Genomic DNA, 19,277 nt, shown 5'->3' with positions numbered 1-19,277 from the left:
AGCACGCATTCTACGTGCTAAAAAAGCAATACAAGGTAGAAGAATGACATTTCAAATTGCAGACACTCTCTATTACAACGGACTTATTTATACCGCTGATCATAATAACAATATTGTTGATGCTATCGCGATCAGCCAAGGTGTAATTATTGCTTCAGGTAAAAAAGAGGCGCTACTTTCTTACTGTAATGAAAATACTGAGCAGATTGATTTGCAGGGAAGAATGGTCATGCCGGGCATTATTGATGCGCATATGCACCCTTTCTGGGGAGGTGCAACGTTAGCTGGTTGCCATCTTGATTATCAATCACTCTCTATCGATGACATTTTATCGCGTATTCAAAAATACCTTGATGAAAACTTTATTGATAATGATACCGAATGGCTAAAAGTCTCTGCATGGTATCGTGAAGGCATGCAACCGGAAGGTGTGCAAATGACACGTTATCACCTTGATACCTTAAAAACGACGCGTCCTATTTTACTCTTTTCTAGTGATTGCCATAGTGTTCTTGCTAATTCTCGCGCTTTAGCGCTGTTAAATATCACTGCAGAAACGCCCGATCCCCCTGATGGAAATATTGAACGTGATAGTGATAGAACGCCTATCGGTATTCTTGAAGATGCACCTGCAATGCAAGCTATTGATAGCTTGCCACCCCTCACTGAAGCACAAAACCTACAAATCGCCCGTCATGTTCAAAAACGATTAAATAAACAAGGTGTAACCACTATTATGGATGCGCGTGTGGGTGAGCCTCAATTACGCGCCTTTAATAAATTAAGAAACACGGGTGAGCTGACCCTTCGTGTTGAAAATGCTGTTGAAATTACGCCAGATGATGTGCCATCTATTGATGATATTCCAAACGCTGTACGCCATGCTGCAACTCGTTTTTCACAATGGCATCAAATCAGCAATGGCGCTCAACCCAGTGTTGCGATCCGTCATATCAAACTTTTCCTTGATGGTGTATTACAAGCTCCGATTATGACAGCGCGCTTACATGCACCATATCGTATTAATGTTGGCACTGACGATACGCCACATTGGCAAGACTCTGAACATATTGGTGATCTCTATTTTTCACCTGAAATCTTAACGCCATTAATAACAGAAATTGCTCGTGCGGGTTATCATCCCCATATTCACACTGTTGCTGAAGGTGCAATCAGTACAGCACTGGATGCTATTAGTGAAATGCGTAAAGTCTTACCTGAGAAAGACATTAGACCGGGGCTTGCGCATAATGAATTGATGTGTGAAAAAGATTACGCGCGCTTTACACAATTAAAAACCTACCCTTTTCTCTCTTTCCAATGGGCGGCTGTCGATCAGAGCAATATCGAGAAAGATATTGAAATGCTCGGTAAATCTCGCTGTGACTATTTGGAAACAGCAGGGAAATTTATAGATGCGGGTGTCACGGTAGCTTTTGGTAGCGACTGGCCAATTGATCCACTTAATGAATGGTATGATTTTAAAGTTGCGATGACTCGCCAAAAAGATGCAACAAGTCCACGCCTTGATAACGATCGTAATCTAACATTAGTGGAAGTCTTACGTGCAGCCACCATTAATGCGGCAGAAGCTTTGGATATGGATAGGCAAATTGGATCATTAGAAGTCGGAAAGTTTGCCGATTTTATTGTATTAGATAGAAACCTGTTTGAAATATCGGCAGAAGATGTTGAAAATGTCAGGGTATTGTGTACGATCATTGCGGGGAAACCCACAATTTAGCTGAATAATATAATTAATAAACCCGCCATTGAAGCGGGTTTATTTTTATCTGCGCACTTAATCCTATGAGAATTAACGTAAATTGGCTCTGCTATAAAGCAATGCCCATCACTGTGCTCACTTCTTTTAATCCTTCACGCTGGTAAAAACGTTTAGCCGCACCGTTTTCAGCTAATACAGATAACTCAAGATGAGTCATTTTTTCCGATTTGGCCCACTCTTTCATTGCTGTTAATAGCAAGCTACCTACGCCTTGGCTACGAATGGAAGGGTCAACAATAATATCGTAAATATAAGCGTATTTACGTTGAACCAAGCAGTTAAACATAGGTGTTTCTTGAATTTGCGCAATGCTAAATCCAACCACTTTGCCATCTAAATCTGCGACCAAAAGATGAAACTTATTATTTTTTATTCCATTAATAATAAAAGCTTCATCTTGCTTACCCGGTTTTAATCGATCGGGTTGTAAATTAGCCATTTCATTAAATAAATGGGAGTAAAGATCATTAATTTCTTCTACATCAGACAAAATCGCTTTTCTTATTATTATCATTTTTTACCTTTATTTGTCGTAGGTTTTTACTGGAGGTGCAATATATGTTTCAAATTTATCTAATAATTGAATAGGACATTGTTCCACAATCGCCATATTACGGTATTTTTCATGTAAGAATTGTTCGTCCGCCATTTTATCAATCATCATTAATAATGGTGAATAAAACTGATTGATATTAAGTATGCCCAATGGTTTTTGATGCAAACCAATTTGGCTCCATGTAAAGACTTCACTAAACTCCTCTAATGTACCAAAACCACCAGGTAAAGCGACAAAACCTTCTGCCAGTTCTATCATTTTACTTTTACGCTGATGCATAGTCTCAACAATATGCAGCTCAGTCAGATTTTTATGAGATATTTCACGCCCTTCTAATAACGTAGGAATAACGCCAATCACCTTTCCGCCTTCAGCTAATACTGTATCGGCAAGTGTGCCCATAATTCCTACACTTGCACCACCATAAATTAAGGTGATATTACGTTTAACCAGCTCTTTGGCAAAAATAATGGCCTGTTCTTTATAAATAGGTGAAGCACCTAAACTAGAGCCACAATACACTGCGATAGATTTTATTTTATTCATTTTTTATTCTCTTTTAGCTAGTTAAAACGAGTTTGGAATTATACTGAAGGTGCTTTTAATAAAAAAGGTTAAAAAAAATGTTTTTACGCTTTTTATCGCATATATATTTTTAACCATTATTAATACTTATATTCATAAGAAGTTATTTTATTAAATATAAATTAATTTATATTTTAACCAATCTCACTAAACGAAATTAAAATAAAAAATATTTATTAATGAATAGCTATATTAAAGCGGGTAATTTTACTTTATATTATGCGATCCTTTGTTAGCTTTTAACAGAGCACACATACGATTGATTATTGACGAGGTTTTATAGGATGTTGTCAGCCAGGCACTCAGCTAAATTACAGGTGTTTTATCCCGTGCTTCTTTTGCTTCTCTCTATGCTTTCAATTCAAAGTGGCGCATCCCTTGCTAAAAGCCTATTTCCTGTTATTGGAGCCCCAGCTGTAACGGCATTACGTCTATTATTGGGTACGTTGATCCTCTTTTTTATTTTTAAACCGTGGCGACTCAAGTTCACTCGAGAATCGATTATGCCACTGCTTTTATATGGCTTATCTTTAGGGGCAATGAATTACCTTTTCTACCTCGCACTTGAAACTATTCCGCTAGGGATTGCTGTCGCCCTTGAATTTACAGGCCCTTTAGCCGTTGCAATGTTTTCATCACGTAGAGCTATCGACTTTTTATGGATAATTTTAGTGATTGCGGGTTTGGGCTTATTGCTCCCTATTGGTGATAATATCCATGATGGTCTTGATCCGCTTGGTATGCTTTATGCGTTGGGTGCGGGTGTAGGTTGGGCATTATATATCGTATTCGGACAACGTGCAGGAAAAGGCTATGGTGCGGCAACAGTTTCAATTGGCTCATTAGTTGCTGCCTTTATTTTCGTACCTATCGGTATGTTACAAAGTAGCCCTGATATTATGTTTAGCTGGTCTATTTTACCTATTGCCTTAGCCATTGCGATTTTATCAACCGCTTTCCCCTATACATTAGAAATGATTGCTCTTACACGTTTACCAGCTAAAACGTTTGGTACTTTAATGAGCTTAGAGCCATGTATGGGTGCTTTTATTGGTATTATTTTCTTACACGAACATTTGACGCTAATACAATGGGTTGCCTTAGCCTTTATTGTTTTAGCTTCTATTGGTTCAACAACAACCATGAAAAGTAAAACTAAAATTGAGGAAGTAAAATAGATATTTAACTCATTTTACTCAGTAAAAATAAATATTAATTTAAAAAGGATCATATGATCCTTTTTACTTATTAAATAATAACTTTACTGACCTATCATTGCTATTTTTCGTTCATTGTCTTACCCTAAATAGACTATTTCGATAGATTAGATTTTTTTAAATAGATGACCTATCAATTTAATAGTATCAATCGATAAGACTAACCATTAATAATTCACTATCATAATTAACAGAAATTAAGATATTAAGTTATTAATTATTTAGGGAGAACGATTATGAGTACTGCTAAATTAGTCAAATCCACACCTTCAAGCCTGCTTTATACCCGTAATAATCTCGATGACAGCGTAAAACTACACGCTATCGAGTTACTGCAACAGATGGTGACACAGTTTATCGACCTATCTCTCATCACAAAACAAGCGCACTGGAATATGCGTGGTAGAAACTTTATTTCTGTTCATGAGATGGTTGACGGCTTCCGCGATACCATTAATCAGCACACTGATGAGTTTGCAGAGCGTGTTGTCCAATTAGGTGGCACAGTATTAGGCACTGCACAAGTGGTGAGTAAGAAAACCCCCTTAAAAGCTTATCCTCTGGATATCCATGATGTACAAGATCACCTAAAAGCATTGGCTGATCGTTATGCTGTTGTTGCTAATGATATTCGTAAAGCCATTGACGAAGTTGAAGACGAAGATACCGCCGATATGTTTACGGCTGCATCGCGTGATCTTGATAAATTTTTATGGTTTATTGAAGCCAATATTGAGAACTAATTCTTAATAAAAAATTACAATTATGACGTTAAAAGGCTACCTCTCTTTCTTTAGGTAGTCTTTTTTATTTATCTTTTACTTTCGGCATATCCGGCTGATAGATAGGAAAAACAGGCAGTGCCGTTAATAAGCGTGAACCATAGTTTTTAGTTAACAGACGTCGGTCATAAATCACAATTTCACCGTGGCAATGATGACTACGAATAAGACGCCCAACTTGCTGAATTAAATTAAACGATGCGCTTGGCAAGCTCTGCACTTCAAAAGGATAACGTTTCAGCGATTTAAGCCACTCACCTTCTGTCACAATCACCGGGTCCGTCACTGGCGGAAAAGCAATTTTATGAATATGCACTTGCGTTAGATAATCACCTTTTAAATCGAGCCCTTCGGCAAAAGATTGCAAACCTATTAATACACTATTATCACCTGCATCAATGCGCTTACAATGTGTTTCAACTAATCTATAACGAGGCTGATCCCCTTGTACCAATAAGCATAAACGTAAGTCTTTCACTTCTTCTAAAAAGCCTTCCATTGCCCGTTGGCTACTAAATAGAACCAATTGCCCTCGATGGTTATTCTCTTCCATGCTTTGACGAAAATAACGCGCCATCTCTTTTAAATGTTCGCGCTCATGAATCATTGTCGGTTCATAGCGCATTTTAGGAATAACTAATCTACCCTGATCTTTATGTTCAAAAGGTGAAGATAACGTAATAAAGCGATCATCAAAATGCTCACTCAGCCCCGTTAATTCTTGAATGCGAGAATAGCTATTTAACGAGCGCAAGGTTGCAGAGGTAATAACCACATGCGGGATATTTTTCCATAACAATTGTGTCAGTTGTTCACTGACACGAATACCCGCACAATGAAAATAGAGATGAGACTGCTTTTTATCGTAACGGCGAGTTAACCATTTGGATACTGGTGCTTTTGAGGTTTGTTCTAATGTAGCTAAACGCCACAATTTTGCCATATTCTCTAAATATCCCACCATTCTACTCGTCGTTAAAATAGCACGATGTAAACGCACAATATCTTCTTTCGCTGTCCGTTCTGTTAAATCAGTTAAAATGGCTTCACCCAGCATTTTTAAACCATCCGTTAGCTTAAATAATGTCTGGCAACTTAACAGGAATTGTTCAGGTAATTCACCTAACGGAAAGAGATATTCATCTTGTTCACTGCGTTCTGGTAATAACGTACGCGTAAAGGTATCAACCTCTTGATAAGCCTCACGTAACTTAGCAATATGAGCATCAAAACGAATAGGATCAGCCAATTTAGGTGGTCTTACAGGGATAAATTGCGCTAAATACTGACTAACATGGCGAGTGATATTATCAAGCTGATTATTAAGGGAAACTAAGGTTATTTCCCCTTCGACTTCAAGTGCATCTCGCGCAACATCAGGAATATGATGCCCTTCATCAAGCACCAAAAGCAGATTTTTAGCATCAGGCAATACGGATTCACTTTCCATTGCCGCCATCACTAAAGCGTGATTAGTAATAATTACATCTACTTCATCAATTTCACGACGTGCAATAAAGAAAGGGCAGCGATGATAATATTGGCAATTACGCCCTAAGCAATTCATTTTATCCGTGCTGATTTTGCGCCATAAACTGTCTGTTAGTGCGCGTTTATGGTGATCACGCAAACCATCCCAACCAAAACTAGTGAAATCATTTTTGAGCTCTCGACAAATTTCTCTTTCTGCACTCGTCGCAACATCAACTTTATCTTCAAGCAAAAACATTAAGTCAATTTGCTCACCTTCTGTTGCACAAATCGCATCTAAATTACGCGGGCATAGGTAACGCCCCCGACCGAAAGCGCCTGTAAACGTAAGATCAGGAATGATTTTTTTTAGTAATGGCAGATCTTTGCTATAAATTTGATCTTGCAGCGCCACATTGGCCGTACTGATAATCAGTGGTTTTTTCTCATCACGACTAATGGCAATACCCGGAATAAGATAAGAGAGTGTTTTTCCCACACCAGTTGGGGCCTCTATCACTAAATGACGTCCCATTTCATCAGAAAAAGTCTTAGCTACTTCAGCAATCATTTCACGCTGTGGCGCACGCGGAATAAACCCTTCAATATGATCTGGTAGGGCTTTATACCACTGACTTATTTGATTTTTAACTGATTGAGAAAGGGACATAACCACTCTGCAACTGATTTTAAGAAAGGCGCCATTGTCTCATAACACTGTATAAAAATCAGTAGTTACCTTCGATTGCTCTCCTTTTTCATCAAAGAATGGATAACACCTCGAAATTATTGAGCTTTGTTATGGATTATTAATTCAACTATTCATAGTATGAGTATTCATTATGTAACATCTAAAATAGTCTTATAAAAATATGATTTATTGTTTTTACTAAACACAACATCAGTTAAGAGACTCCTATAATGACCTCTGCAAAGCGCCCTATTTTTAACTTAGAACTTGATTTACTTCGAACCTTTGTTGCTGTTGTCGATGGTAATACCTTTGCTGCAGCGGCGGAATCTGTTTGTCGTACACAATCTGCGGTAAGCCAACAAATGCAACGGCTAGAATCTCTGATAGGCAAAGAGCTGTTTGCTCGCCAAGGTCGAAATAAAACACTGACAGAAGCCGGTACACAACTACTTAATTATGCTCGCCGTATTTTGCGTCTGAATGATGAAGCGTGTCTTTCATTGATGCATGAAGAAATTGATGGGATCTTAAAAATTGGCTCTCCTGATGATACGGCAAACACGATTTTACCTGATCTCCTCGCGCGTTTTTCTGGAGCCTATCCTCGCTTAATCATGGAAATTATTGTGAAACGTAGTCCGTTTTTAATGTCTATGTTAGAAAATAACGAACTTGATTTAGCCATTTCCACCGAAGAACATGTAGGTTATCCCAAAATTGTATTACGCGTTTCCCCCTCTTTATGGTATTGCGGAAAACACTTCCGATTTGATCTTGATGATCCCCTACCATTAGTTGTATTAGATGAACCCAGCACATACCGCGATATGATGATTAATCACCTTGATCAGCAAGGTATTCGTTGGCGAATCGCTTATGTTGCTACAACACTTTCAGGTGCCAGAGCCGCAGTACGTGCAGGCTTAGGTATTATGGCGCGTTCAATTGAACTATCAGGTGATGATTTGCGTATTTTAGGCGAAAAGGAAGGTTTACCCGCTTTACCAGCCATTAGTTATAACCTGTATCTCAATGCCAATAGCCCAGGGAAAGCCGCACAAATACTGTTTGATTCATTAAAAAATGAACAAAATGAAGTGATTAATCATGCTGATATTACTCTTCAACAAGAATAATAAAAATAAATAAACCATTGCGATATCACATCAGAAAGTTCGCAATAACAAAGACTAGATTTTATCTATGCTGGTCTTTGTTATCTATTTAACTCAAATTTCTCAACCAAAAGACAGGCTAACACTGTACGATATTGAATAAGAATGAAATAATAGCCACCCTTTTTGTAAAATAAAGTTTATCCTATCATCATAACGAGGAGAAAATGTATGCCCATTTCCGTCAGTGAAATAATGGAAATATTGCCTCATCGTTATCCATTCTTATTAATCGATCAGGTTATTTCTAAACCCGCTGAACTTGCCAGTGGCAAATTAACCGCTATTAAAAATGTCACAACCAATGACACTGTTGTTTTTGGCGAATTTTACCCACCGTTATTACTACTTGAAAGCATGGCTCAAGCATCAGGCATTCTTGCACATTACTACCTTTCACCTATGAGTGAAGATCAGCGATGTTATTTTGCCAGTATAAAAAATGCACGCTTTTATGATGTGGTTAAAGCCGGTGATCAGCTACTTATTGAGATCCAATTTTGCCGGCAGCGACGCACTATTGTTAGCTTTTCAGGTACGGTGAAAATTGGGGAAAAGATAGTTTGCACCTCTGAATTTATGTGTGCAAGGCAATAAAAAAGGATTGGTAGCTCAAACCAATCCTTCATATCATCATCTTATTGACATTATACTTAACTTAATTGGCCACTTCTTCATTACGCAATAATTGTGTTATCTCAGAAAGAGTGATCTTTTCAAAATTCAATACTTTTTCAACGAGTTGAGCCGATTTTTTATCCTCTATTACTAAAGAGGCATTATCGTAAAACTTACTGATCACATCTTTATCTGTTATTGGATTTTTCGGATTACCATATTGAATATCTAATCTCTCCGTGATCTTCTCGCCATTTTTTAATGTCACGAAAATTAATCCGGGGAAATAGGTAGGAAATGGAATTTCGCCTTTTTCTGGATAACGATAACTCACTTTTTTCGCTAACCGTTGAATATCTTCACGTTGTAGGTTTTCAGGAAATAATGAAGACAGCGTTAAAGCATTATCTAAAAAGCCCGCTGCAAATAGCCACGGTAAACTAAATTTTGCCCCATAAGCTGTTTTAGGCGCCCATTTTGTTTCAAGTGGCTCGCAAATTAAAGCGGCTGCAACAGGATCAACCACGCACTCCACGCTTTCAATATCATCAGCCGTGATCCCTTTTTTCAGCAAATTACGGCCACAATCAATAGTGGCATGAGCAAAATGACACACTGGGTAAGGCTTAATAGAAACATTTAAAAATTCCCATATTTCACCTAATCCAAATGCGACTTGTTCGGGTTGTGCTTGCTCTCGAATACCATGAGTTTGATAAAGACTATAGCGACCTTCAAATATCGTTTCAGGGCCAGTCATTCCACCTTTTGCTAATGATGCTGCGATAATACCAGATTGCGCAGCCCATCCCGCATGAAAGCATTTAGAAGATGAGCTATTAGCAAGATATTCTGCTACTCCTCCTGCTTGGCTTCCTGTTAATCCTAATGCATTCACAGTTTGTTCAGGCGTTAATTTTAATAGTGAGGCTGCACAAGCTGTTGCACCAAAAATACCAGCAATCGCTGTGGCATGAAAACCACGCTGATGAAATCCACTATGGCTTGCTAAGCCCACTCTTGCTGCCACTTCCCAGCCAATCACCCATGCTGTTAAAATATCTTGTGATGATGCACCAATAGATTCACCCAATGCAAAAGCAATCGGCGTTAATACCGCACTGCCATGTGCAATCGAGTCTGTGTGTGTATCATCAAAATCTAATGCATGTGAAGCAATACCATTTGTCAATGCAGCCACAGTGGTACTTGCCGTTAGCGAACTCCCCCAGATTGGAACATTTCCTTGACTATCAGGTAAAAAAGCTACACCTTGGCGACTTTGAATAGCGCTTTGTTGCACACTTCCAGCAAGGGCGACACCTAATGTATCTAATAAATGAATTTTAGCGCGCTCTACAACTTGAGCAGGTAAATCAGAAAAATGGGTTGTGGTAATAAATTGGGCTAACTGCTGACTCAATGTCATAAACACCTCGGAATAGATAAGAAAAAGCCAGCAATATCACCGGCTTTTAGGATAATAAGAAGGTTAGATACAATTAAGTCACTTAGTCATTTAGCCAGCCAGAGGCTTTGTTTTGTGCAACAACACGATCAACTTGGGCTGGTGCATTACCAACATATGTCGTTGGATCTAAAAGCGCATCAAGCTCTTCTTGAGTAATGTGATCACGAATACGAGTATCACGATTAATCGCTTCCACAAAGGTGATACCTTCTTCTTGCCCAGACATTGATGCTTCATACACAATTTCATGTGCAGTTTGTTTACCCGCTTTATCAGATAATGCAAACATCACACGCTCTGCCAACATGAAGCCCCCTAGGATATCCATATTTTCGCGCATTTTCTCGACATGCACATTCAGTCCGCCTATTACTGTTTTCATATTATCGAAGATTACAGATAGCATCAGACACAGTTCTGGCATGATCTTCCATTCCATTTTCCAGATTGCACCATCACGCTCATGTTGATGTTTCATCATATCCGTTAAAACAGAAAGATTCGCTTTTAGGGTATTACTCACACAGGCCGCATTTTCAACAATGGCAGGATTACGTTTATGTGGCATGGTCGAAGAACCCACTTGCCCCTTACCAAAAGGCTCAGATAATTCATCAATTTCGTTATGTGCTAACAGTAAGATTTCATTAGCAATTTTACCTAAAGTTCCGCTAATTAAGCCTATTAGCATGCCATATTCACTGAATCTATCACGCGCAGGTTGCCATGAAATTTCAGGTACAGCTAAACCTAAGCGTTTTAATACGCGAGCTTCTAATTCATCTGCCTTATCGCTTAAAGAGGCTTTTGTGCCGACCGCTCCGACAACACTGCCAACAAATAAACGAGGTTCTATCTCTTTAAGACGTTGATAATGACGCGCTAATTCAGTTAACCAAATCGCTGTTTTATGTCCAAACGTAATTGGCAGAGCTTGTAATGCTAATGTACGCCCAACCATTGGTGTGTTGCGATGTTGTTCGCTTAATGAAAGCAGAGCACGACCTAATACTTTGATATCACGCAAGAAAGTATGATGAGCATCTTTTAGTTGCAGTACAAGGCCAGTATCAATTACATCTTGTGTTGTTGGACCAAAGTGAACATATTCTCCATAATGTTCTGGACAAGCATGCTCTAAACCACGAATTGTTGGCACTAATGGATGGCGAGTAAGACGCACTTGTTCTAATACATAATCCATATCAAGTTTTTCAAGCTTCGCAGTCTCTGCAATAACTTTTGCAGCGTCTTTTGGAATCAAACCTAATTCAGCTTGCTCAATCGCTAATGCAGCTTCGTAATCAAGCCAATTTTGCATTCTAGTTTTATCAGAAAAAATAGTTCTCATTTCTTCTGTTGACCATAAATTCTTTAATAAAACAGAATCAAAAACACTGGTTCCCATAATTATTTCCCCTGTTAAAAGAATAATAAAAAAATCGTTTTTTAAATAAAACGACTTGTTAGATTGTTATTTTATTTATGCAATATAATCTCAATAAAAACACTTTGATAATTTTAATCTAATTTAAAGCTTTTCTAATCAATTAAAAAATAACATCAATTCAAATGGTTACAAATAACTCTTTATTTATTAGTTATAACTTTTGAATCTTAAATGTTATTTAAGATTTAATTAGAATAATTAATGCTAAAAAATTAGAGGAAGATCATCATTTTTAAAAAATAGCTATTTTAAAAACAAATAAGTTTGTTATAAATAATAGAAACAAAATAAGCGCAAACAGTAATTAACCCTTTTATTTAATTACCAGGGAACTCTATTTCTATATTTGGAGATATTAATAATGAAACAAAATAAACAAACAAAACTAATACACAGTGGACGCCAAGCAATCAAAACTTCTGGCCCTATTAATCCACCAGTCATGAGAGCCAGTACCATTGTTTTTGATTCGATTAAAAGCTGGCGCGAAGTGCGTGATCGCCGAGCAACAGAGCGTGTTTTAAGCTATGGCGCACGTGGTACCGAAACTGCATTCGCCCTTGAAGCTTTAGTAACCGAATTAGAAGGTGGCTATCGCGCTCAGTTGTTCCCTACTGGATTGGCAGCTATCGCCGTCACTATTATGGGATATGCGCGTAGTGGTGGGCATGTTTTATTTGCTGATTCTGTTTATGAACCTGTGCGTAAAATTGCATCGGCTTTTCTTGAGCCCAATAACATTGCTTATAGCTTCTTTAAAACAGATGGTTCAGATTTTGAGCAAAAAATTCAACAAAATACACAGCTTATTTTTGTCGAATCACCCGGCTCATTACTTTATGAAATGCTCGATTTACCTGAAATTTGCAGAATTGCTCATGAACGGGATATTCCTGTCGGTGTTGATAATACATGGGGCTCTGCGTGGCTTTATAACCCACTGGAATTAGGCGCTGATGTCTCTGTTATTGCTGCAACTAAATATTTATGCGGTCACTCTGATGTGATGATGGGCATTATGGTTGCGAATGAAAAAGCATGGAAAAAAATTGGTGCATTACCTGAAGCATTAGGTCAAGCCAGTAGCCCTGATGATGCAGCACTGGTACTTCGCGGAATGAGAACATTAGGTCAACGTATTGCTGCTCATGGCAAATCAGCTTTGGCTATCGCACAGTGGTTAGAGACACGTCCTGAAGTTGAAAAAGTATGGTTCCCTGAATTACCTAATCACCCTCGTCATGATTTATGGAAACGTGACTGCAAAGGCAGTAATGGCCTATTAACCATTGAGTTTAAACAAGAATTTACCGCAAAACAATCAGAGAAATTTATTGATGCGCTTGAACTATTTGGTATTGGTGCATCTTGGGGTGGATTTGAAAGTCTTGCATTACCCGCCAATGTCGTTGGCGCAAGAACAGCATCTAATTGGCGTGAAGGTCATGGCCCTTTTGTACGTTTACACATCGGCCTTGAAGCAACTGACGACCTCATTGCAGATATTACACAAGCTTTTTCAGCATTAAACCAATAACAAAAAGTATTGCATCATTACCGGGGAATTCACTATGACAGGTTTAATTATTGCCGCGCTGGTAACAGTGCTGGTGGTTTATTTACTGGCGCGGGGTTATAAACCTCAACCAGTATTATTACTCGGCGGGTTATTACTCTTGCTCTTAACAGCATCTCTAGATCTTAATCCGTTATTACCAGAAAATAAATCCACTCAATTTAAATATTTTGATGTTTTCCAAATCTTTACGAATATTATGAGTTCTCGCCTAGCGGGTCTTGGTTTAACATTAATGGCAATTGCCGGTTTCTCTCGTTATATGGAACACGTTGGCGCAAGCCGTGCTTTATTCGCTATTTTTGAAAAGCCATTAAAAGCGATAAAATCACCTTACTTATTATTAGTGATTTCATTTCTCGTTACTCAAATCTTGGTGATCTTTATCCCTAGCCATGCAGGTTTAGGTATGCTGTTAATGGTCACTATGTATCCGATATTAATTCGTTCTGGTATTAGTCCACTTTCCGCTTTAGCCGTAATTGGATGTTGCCAGTTTATCGACCATGGTCCCGGTTCTGGTAATGTGATTATGGCAGCAAAAACAGCGGATATTGAACCTGCCGTCTATTTTGTTCAGCACCAATTACCCGTTACTATTCCTATTATTATTGCGGTTGCGATTACTCATTTCTTTATTCAACGCTGGTGGGATAAACGTGAAGGATTTGTTTTCGACCCAACAACCATTGATGTCGTAAAAGAAGAAGGTAATAAAGTCCCGTTATCTTATGCCTTATTACCCGTGATCCCTTTAATTCTGATTATCGGCTTCAGTCCTTTGCTACACCCTTATATTAAATTAGAAGTCACCACAGCGATGATTATTAGTACTGTGATTGCACTTCTTTTTGAATATGTTCGCTTACGCGATGCAAAAGCGGTAATGAATAGCTTTATGCTGTTTTTTGAAGGAATGGGTAAGCAATTTGTATTAGTGGTCTCGTTAATTGTATCAGGTGAATTCTTTGCGAATGGTTTACTAAAAAGTGGTGCCGTCGACACACTCATTAGCTCTGCTCAAGATGCAGGTTTTGGTATTGCCGCCATGATCATTGTCATGAGTGCCATTCTTGCATTAGCCGCCTTTTTAATGGGATCAGGTAATGCGGCATTCTTCTCATTCGCCGCCTTAACACCGAAAATTGCTGCATTCTTAAAAGTAGATGTGGTCACTTTAATTTTACCAATGCAAATAATGACAAGTTTTGGTCGTACTGTTTCACCCATTACTGCCGCTATTGTCGCCATTGCAGGTATTGCGAATGTCTCACCTTTCCAAATAGTTAAACGTACTGCTATTCCTATGGCTGTCGCAGCCATTGTGAACTTAGCAATGACATTCTGGTTTTTATATTCTTAATTAAGTTGCGTTACCCCTTGCCCTTAAGCTCATTTACTCCTGAGTTTAAGGGGTTTTTTCTTATCATTGACTGTAACCTTTGATTGAAATAATTAACGCCAACACCAACTTTACTCAGGCTATTTATAAAAAATAAATAGCCTGTTTATTTAACTATTTATCTCTTTTTTAGCCACTATCATTTGTCGATTAAACTGACTTAGCACTTGTTTCAACTTCATATCTCGATATACTTTTGCGCAACATTCATCTGCAAATGAACATTATGAAAAAAATAATTATTGTTATTATCGCGCTACTTGCCTTTGGTTCTATCGGTGGTGTTTTCCTTGCGGGCTTAAATATCTATACACGCTCCACAACACCAATAGAAACAGAGCAAACTCAACCTGAAACATCACCTACACAGCAATTTCCAGCTATCCCAGACAGCTCACCTTCTGCTAAATAAATGAGGTCGCACCGTGGAATACGATTACTTTGTTACACCCCAATGGCTATTTGAACATCAACATAATGCTGATGTTGTGATCCTTGATGTCAGCGCACCAATGCCCACTCAACAGATTGACTATCAAGCACTTTACCTTGAACGTCATATTCCACATGCTCATTTTTTTGATCTCGATGAAATCGCAGATAAAACGACAACATTGCCACATATGTTGCCATCTGATGCACTCTTTTCAGAAACGCTGACGCAATTAGGTATCTCTAATACCACAACGGTTATTCTTTACGATCAAGGCAACTTATTTTCCGCACCTAGAGGTTGGTGGACATTAACAACGCTAGGTTGTTGTAATGTGCGTATTCTTGCTGGTGGCTTACAGGCATGGGTTGAAGCTGGATTTGCAACAGAACAAGGTGAAGCAATTAAAGTGCCGGCACTGTCTCCTTTTATTGTTGAACGTCATGCACAACGTTATGCCAATAAACAGCAACTTCTTGATAATTTAGAGACCAAACAAAAACAGGTAGTTGATGCACGTTCTGCTGATCGTTTTTATGGTAGAGCACCTGAACCCCGTCCTGGTTTGCGTAGTGGACATATCCCGGGTAGTAAAAATGTGCCTTGGAATGAACTCGTTGTTAATGGGCAATTGAAAAGCAATGCTGAGCTAAAGCAAATTTTTGAACAATCTGGTATTGATTTATCACAACCTATTATTGTGACTTGTGGTTCAGGTATGACCGCGGCAATTTTATTTTTAGCGTTAACCGTATTAGGTTGCCAATCTATCGCACTTTATGACGGTTCTTGGGCACAATGGGGTGCTGAAAGTGCCCTTCCTTGTGAATGCTAACTTGATCTATTTTGCCTGAAAAAGTAAACCCGCATTACGCGGGTTTGTTGTCAATCTCTATTTGGTATGAAGATATTAACTTGCAAATATCTTTGCAAGATAGAGCACCACAATGGCACCAATCACAGCAACGACAAAACTACCAAAGTTAAAGCCATCCACTTTGCCTTTGCCAAAGAAGCTACTAATTGCGCCACCAACAACCGCCCCCACAATACCTAAAATACAAGTCCATATCAGACCAATATCATAAGAGCCAGGCATTAAGAATTTCGCCAGAATACCCGCAATCAAACCAAAAATAATCCAAGAAAGAATTCCCATATTTCCCCCTAAAATAGTCATGATATAGACAACATACCTAAAAATGTCACCTATTGAGTGTAAGTCGAAATAGTTATTTTTTCCAATTGTTAGAGATAAGTAACATCATATTTAAGATAAATAGAGAGATTATTGCTTAACGAACAAAAAAATAGCGCTGATTAATGAGCGCTATTATTATCGAATAAGATTATTTTTAAACTACAGCGCCTCTATGGCGAGCGCAATTTCTGGCGACGTTTTTAATGTTCTAATTTGCCGAAATAACTCATCGGCCTCGGGATACTCTTTGCGTAAATAGCTAAACCACTGTTTAATCCGTGATGCATGATAAATTGTTGTATCGCCACGCTTTTCTAAACGAACATAGCGCTTTAATAATTCAATCACCTCTTGCCAAGGCATTCTTGCTTCAATCCCCTTTACAACACGGCTTAAATTAGGCGTGTTCATGGCGCCACGACCAATCATTATCGCATCACAACCCGTTGTCGCTAAACAGGCGAGTGCGTCTTCACGGTTCCAAATTTCACCATTGGCAATCACAGGTATTGAGAGTCTTTGACGAATATCACCAATGGCTTGCCAATTAATTTTTTCAGCATTATAGCCATCTTCTTTTGTCCTGCCATGTATCGTGATTTCCGTAGCACCACCTTGTGCTACGGCATCAGCAATTTCATGACTATACGCAGAAGAATCCCAACCAAGTCTTACTTTAACAGAGACAGGTAACGCTGAAGGCACTGCGTCACGCATTGCTTTTGTTGCTTGATAAATCGTTTCTGGCTGTTTTAGAAGAGAAGCACCACCACCACTACCATTGACTGTTTTTGAAGGGCAACCACAGTTTAAATCAACCCCCCAAGAGCCTAATGATACCGCCCTAAAGGCATTTTCAGCCAACCATTGTGGATGTTGCCCTAATAATTGCACCCGCACCAGTGTTCCACTTTTAGTGCGACTTTCTGTATGTAGTTCAGGACATAAGCGATAAAAAGCTTTTGTTGGTAATAATGAATCAACAACACGCACAAACTCTGTAATACAGAGATCGTAATCGTTAATCGAAGTGAGTAACTCTCTCACAAGGGGGTCTAAAACCCCCTCCATTGGCGCTAATAGAACTCGCACTTTTTAACCTCAAAACTCTTTTCTAGCTTTTGACCAAGGGCTTTGATTATTACTACCTTCATCACTTTTACGTGAACGACGAGACCCTAATTTACCAGTACGAGAGCCATCTTTATTACGGTAGTTTTCTTTGCTTTTATAACGACCACCGTCTTTACTGCCTTCGCTATCATTCTCTTTACGAGCATTATTACGATTATCTTTGCCACGAATATCTGCACGCCCATGACCACCGCCACTTCTACGTGGTGCATTATTTTTTGGCTTCTTATGCAATGGAGCCGCTTTAATTGAAGGATCAGGATCGTAACCTTCTAAGGCTAAACGAGGAATTTCACGTTTTAATAGACGCTCGATATCAGCTAATAATCCATGTTCATCAACACAAACCAATGAAATAGCTTTACCTGTTGCAGCAGCACGACCTGTTCTACCAATACGGTGAACATAATCTTCTGCAACTTGCGGTAATTCAAAATTGACGACATAAGGCAGTTGGTCAATATCAAGGCCACGAGCGGCAATATCAGTTGCCACCAGCGCTTTTAATTTACCGTCTTTAAAGTCAGCTAAAGCACGAGTTCTCGCACCTTGGCTTTTATTGCCATGAATAGCCGCTGATTTGATACCATCAGCATTTAAATGTTCAGCAAGCTTATTAGCACCGTGCTTTGTACGTGTAAAAATAAGCACTTGTGGCCAGTTTTCTAAGCCAATTAAATGTGATAACAACTCTGTTTTACGTTTTTTATCCACTAAATGGACATATTGATCAACAGATTCAGCTGCTGAATTTTTTGGTGCAACGGAAATACTCACAGGATTATTTAACAACGAGTTGGCAAGTCCTGTGATCTCTTTAGAAAATGTCGCAGAGAACAATAAATTTTGACGTTTTTTCGGTAATTTATTGATCACACGGCGAATATCATGAATAAAGCCCATATCTAACATACGATCAGCTTCATCAAGCACTAAGACTTCAACACGAGAAAGATCAACTGCATTTTGATGTTCAAGGTCGAGTAAACGCCCAGGCGTTGCGATCAATACATCAACGCCACCACGCAATTTCATCATTTGTGGGTTAATACTCACACCACCGAAAACCACAAGTGAACGAATAGGAATATAACGGCTATACGCTTTTACGTTTTCAGCAATTTGAGCGGCAAGCTCACGTGTTGGTGTCAAGATCAGCGCTTTAACGGGTTGGCGACCTTTAGTTTTTGTAGCTGATTGAGATAACTTTTCCAATATTGGTAATGTAAAAGCTGCTGTTTTACCTGTGCCTGTTTGTGCACTGGCTAATACGTCTTTACCTGCCAAAATCGGCTCAATCGCCTGTTGTTGAATAGGGGTTGGGGTTTTATACCCTTGTTCATCAATAGCGCGGAGAAGCGCCTCACTTAAACCAAGCGATGTAAAATCGGTCAAAACAGTAGTCTCCTACAACCAAAACGTATAACACGGTGATTGAAATTAAAAATGACGGGCTTTCATACTGTCAATCTATAAATATTATTACTCTATAGGTACTATCATTTCTAGGTATAGACAGTGATAAAAGAGAATGAACCTTGCTAGGTTAACCTAATAACCCCTATTTTAACAGTTTTTGCTATATTCAGAATACAAAAATAATTTTCAATAATAGATAGTATTTTTTATTACAAATCACTTTTATTCGATTATTTATTACAAATTTTCCCTATTGTTCAATATCATCTAATATAATACGCCTTGTTATCGCTGTTTTTAATATCATT

The 19,277-nt window shown here is 38.6% G+C and carries 17 protein-coding genes; 9 read left to right on the top strand and 8 right to left on the bottom strand.

Annotated features, from left to right (window positions below; translation table 11 throughout):
* Nucleotides 1-43 precede the first annotated feature (43 nt).
* Nucleotides 44-1,744 carry an amidohydrolase gene (locus GWI59_RS10920; protein ID WP_006537555.1) on the top strand — a complete coding sequence of 567 codons (1,701 nt, stop codon included), beginning with the start codon at nt 44-46 and terminating at the stop codon, nt 1,742-1,744.
* A gap of 91 nt (nt 1,745-1,835) precedes the next feature.
* Here the strand turns inward: GWI59_RS10920 and GWI59_RS10915 are convergent, their stop codons facing one another.
* Together GWI59_RS10915 and GWI59_RS10910 are read right to left on the bottom strand one after the other, a co-directional pair.
* Nucleotides 1,836-2,300, bottom strand: a complete 465-nt coding sequence (locus tag GWI59_RS10915; RefSeq protein ID WP_072062868.1) for a GNAT family N-acetyltransferase — start codon at nt 2,298-2,300, stop codon at nt 1,836-1,838.
* Nucleotides 2,301-2,309: 9 nt separating this feature from the next.
* A complete protein-coding gene (locus GWI59_RS10910; protein WP_006537557.1) occupies nt 2,310-2,888 on the bottom strand; it encodes a TIGR00730 family Rossman fold protein in 579 nt (192 codons plus the stop codon).
* Nucleotides 2,889-3,211: 323 nt separating this feature from the next.
* On the opposite strand from GWI59_RS10910, the gene rhtA reads away from it, so the two are divergent.
* Both rhtA and dps read left to right on the top strand, forming a co-directional pair.
* Complete coding sequence (gene rhtA / locus GWI59_RS10905) at nt 3,212-4,105, top strand: threonine/homoserine exporter RhtA (protein ID WP_115065189.1); 894 nt, start codon at nt 3,212-3,214, stop codon at nt 4,103-4,105.
* A 275-nt stretch (nt 4,106-4,380) separates the two neighbouring features.
* Complete coding sequence (gene dps / locus GWI59_RS10900; protein ID WP_006537560.1) at nt 4,381-4,887, top strand: DNA starvation/stationary phase protection protein Dps; 507 nt, start codon at nt 4,381-4,383, stop codon at nt 4,885-4,887.
* 64 nt (nt 4,888-4,951) lie between these two features.
* Here dps and dinG read toward each other — a convergent pair whose 3' ends face one another.
* Nucleotides 4,952-7,066 carry an ATP-dependent DNA helicase DinG gene (dinG, locus tag GWI59_RS10895; protein ID WP_161724629.1) on the bottom strand — a complete coding sequence of 705 codons (2,115 nt, stop codon included), beginning with the start codon at nt 7,064-7,066 and terminating at the stop codon, nt 4,952-4,954.
* A gap of 251 nt (nt 7,067-7,317) precedes the next feature.
* Here dinG and GWI59_RS10890 point away from each other — a divergent pair, with 251 nt between their 5' ends.
* Together GWI59_RS10890 and fabZ are read left to right on the top strand one after the other, a co-directional pair.
* Complete coding sequence (locus GWI59_RS10890; protein ID WP_072062873.1) at nt 7,318-8,226, top strand: LysR family transcriptional regulator; 909 nt, start codon at nt 7,318-7,320, stop codon at nt 8,224-8,226.
* A 210-nt stretch (nt 8,227-8,436) separates the two neighbouring features.
* Nucleotides 8,437-8,862, top strand: coding sequence for a 3-hydroxyacyl-ACP dehydratase FabZ (gene fabZ / locus GWI59_RS10885; RefSeq protein ID WP_006537564.1), 426 nt, complete (start codon nt 8,437-8,439; stop codon nt 8,860-8,862).
* 61 nt (nt 8,863-8,923) lie between these two features.
* Here the strand turns inward: fabZ and GWI59_RS10880 are convergent, their stop codons facing one another.
* Nucleotides 8,924-10,312, bottom strand: a complete 1,389-nt coding sequence (locus GWI59_RS10880) for an MmgE/PrpD family protein (protein WP_161724627.1) — start codon at nt 10,310-10,312, stop codon at nt 8,924-8,926.
* Between the two features lie 82 nt (nt 10,313-10,394).
* The gene (gene purB / locus GWI59_RS10875) at nt 10,395-11,762 is read right to left on the bottom strand and encodes an adenylosuccinate lyase (RefSeq protein WP_161724624.1); all 1,368 of its coding nucleotides are present in this window, start codon (nt 11,760-11,762) and stop codon (nt 10,395-10,397) included.
* A 403-nt stretch (nt 11,763-12,165) separates the two neighbouring features.
* Here purB and metC point away from each other — a divergent pair, with 403 nt between their 5' ends.
* The 4 genes from metC (at nt 12,166) to sseA (ending at nt 16,050) form a co-directional block, all read left to right on the top strand.
* Entirely contained in the window at nt 12,166-13,341 is a 1,176-nt protein-coding gene (gene metC, locus GWI59_RS10870; protein ID WP_161707271.1) for a cystathionine beta-lyase, read from the top strand.
* A gap of 34 nt (nt 13,342-13,375) precedes the next feature.
* Entirely contained in the window at nt 13,376-14,743 is a 1,368-nt protein-coding gene (gene dcuC, locus GWI59_RS10865) for a C4-dicarboxylate transporter DcuC (protein WP_072062877.1), read from the top strand.
* Between the two features lie 265 nt (nt 14,744-15,008).
* Nucleotides 15,009-15,194, top strand: a complete 186-nt coding sequence (locus GWI59_RS10860; RefSeq protein ID WP_036912140.1) for a hypothetical protein — start codon at nt 15,009-15,011, stop codon at nt 15,192-15,194.
* Nucleotides 15,195-15,207: 13 nt separating this feature from the next.
* Nucleotides 15,208-16,050: a 3-mercaptopyruvate sulfurtransferase gene (gene sseA / locus GWI59_RS10855; RefSeq protein WP_006537573.1), complete on the top strand. Its 843-nt coding sequence runs from the start codon at nt 15,208-15,210 to the stop codon at nt 16,048-16,050.
* Between the two features lie 75 nt (nt 16,051-16,125).
* On the opposite strand, the gene GWI59_RS10850 is transcribed toward sseA, so the two are convergent.
* The 3 genes from GWI59_RS10850 to rhlE all read right to left on the bottom strand — a co-directional run bounded on the left by GWI59_RS10850 (nt 16,126) and on the right by rhlE (nt 18,945).
* Nucleotides 16,126-16,374: a GlsB/YeaQ/YmgE family stress response membrane protein gene (locus tag GWI59_RS10850; RefSeq protein WP_072062879.1), complete on the bottom strand. Its 249-nt coding sequence runs from the start codon at nt 16,372-16,374 to the stop codon at nt 16,126-16,128.
* 201 nt (nt 16,375-16,575) lie between these two features.
* Nucleotides 16,576-17,508, bottom strand: a complete 933-nt coding sequence (gene dusC, locus GWI59_RS10845) for a tRNA dihydrouridine(16) synthase DusC (RefSeq protein ID WP_109847486.1) — start codon at nt 17,506-17,508, stop codon at nt 16,576-16,578.
* Between the two features lie 9 nt (nt 17,509-17,517).
* Nucleotides 17,518-18,945, bottom strand: a complete 1,428-nt coding sequence (gene rhlE / locus GWI59_RS10840) for an ATP-dependent RNA helicase RhlE (protein WP_115065185.1) — start codon at nt 18,943-18,945, stop codon at nt 17,518-17,520.
* Nucleotides 18,946-19,277 lie beyond the last annotated feature (332 nt).

The organism is Proteus sp. G2673, assembly GCF_009915125.1.
Taxonomy (GTDB): domain Bacteria; phylum Pseudomonadota; class Gammaproteobacteria; order Enterobacterales; family Enterobacteriaceae; genus Proteus; species Proteus penneri.
Note: the sequence above shows the minus strand (reverse complement) of the source record. Positions and strands in the feature narration are given on the sequence as shown.

What these genes read in the sequence shown, in the direction of transcription:
- GWI59_RS10860 (WP_036912140.1), top strand. Translation starts at nt 15,009, where the DNA reads ATGAAAAAAATAATTATTGTTATTATCGCGCTACTTGCCTTTGGTTCT.
- GWI59_RS10890 (WP_072062873.1), top strand. Translation starts at nt 7,318, where the DNA reads ATGACCTCTGCAAAGCGCCCTATTTTTAACTTAGAACTTGATTTACTT.
- rhtA (WP_115065189.1), top strand. Translation starts at nt 3,212, where the DNA reads ATGTTGTCAGCCAGGCACTCAGCTAAATTACAGGTGTTTTATCCCGTG.
- GWI59_RS10880 (WP_161724627.1), bottom strand. Translation starts at nt 10,312, where the DNA reads ATGACATTGAGTCAGCAGTTAGCCCAATTTATTACCACAACCCATTTT.
- metC (WP_161707271.1), top strand. Translation starts at nt 12,166, where the DNA reads ATGAAACAAAATAAACAAACAAAACTAATACACAGTGGACGCCAAGCA.
- dcuC (WP_072062877.1), top strand. Translation starts at nt 13,376, where the DNA reads ATGACAGGTTTAATTATTGCCGCGCTGGTAACAGTGCTGGTGGTTTAT.
- fabZ (WP_006537564.1), top strand. Translation starts at nt 8,437, where the DNA reads ATGCCCATTTCCGTCAGTGAAATAATGGAAATATTGCCTCATCGTTAT.
- dinG (WP_161724629.1), bottom strand. Translation starts at nt 7,066, where the DNA reads ATGTCCCTTTCTCAATCAGTTAAAAATCAAATAAGTCAGTGGTATAAA.
- GWI59_RS10850 (WP_072062879.1), bottom strand. Translation starts at nt 16,374, where the DNA reads ATGGGAATTCTTTCTTGGATTATTTTTGGTTTGATTGCGGGTATTCTG.
- purB (WP_161724624.1), bottom strand. Translation starts at nt 11,762, where the DNA reads ATGGGAACCAGTGTTTTTGATTCTGTTTTATTAAAGAATTTATGGTCA.
- GWI59_RS10915 (WP_072062868.1), bottom strand. Translation starts at nt 2,300, where the DNA reads ATGATAATAATAAGAAAAGCGATTTTGTCTGATGTAGAAGAAATTAAT.
- GWI59_RS10910 (WP_006537557.1), bottom strand. Translation starts at nt 2,888, where the DNA reads ATGAATAAAATAAAATCTATCGCAGTGTATTGTGGCTCTAGTTTAGGT.
- GWI59_RS10920 (WP_006537555.1), top strand. Translation starts at nt 44, where the DNA reads ATGACATTTCAAATTGCAGACACTCTCTATTACAACGGACTTATTTAT.
- dps (WP_006537560.1), top strand. Translation starts at nt 4,381, where the DNA reads ATGAGTACTGCTAAATTAGTCAAATCCACACCTTCAAGCCTGCTTTAT.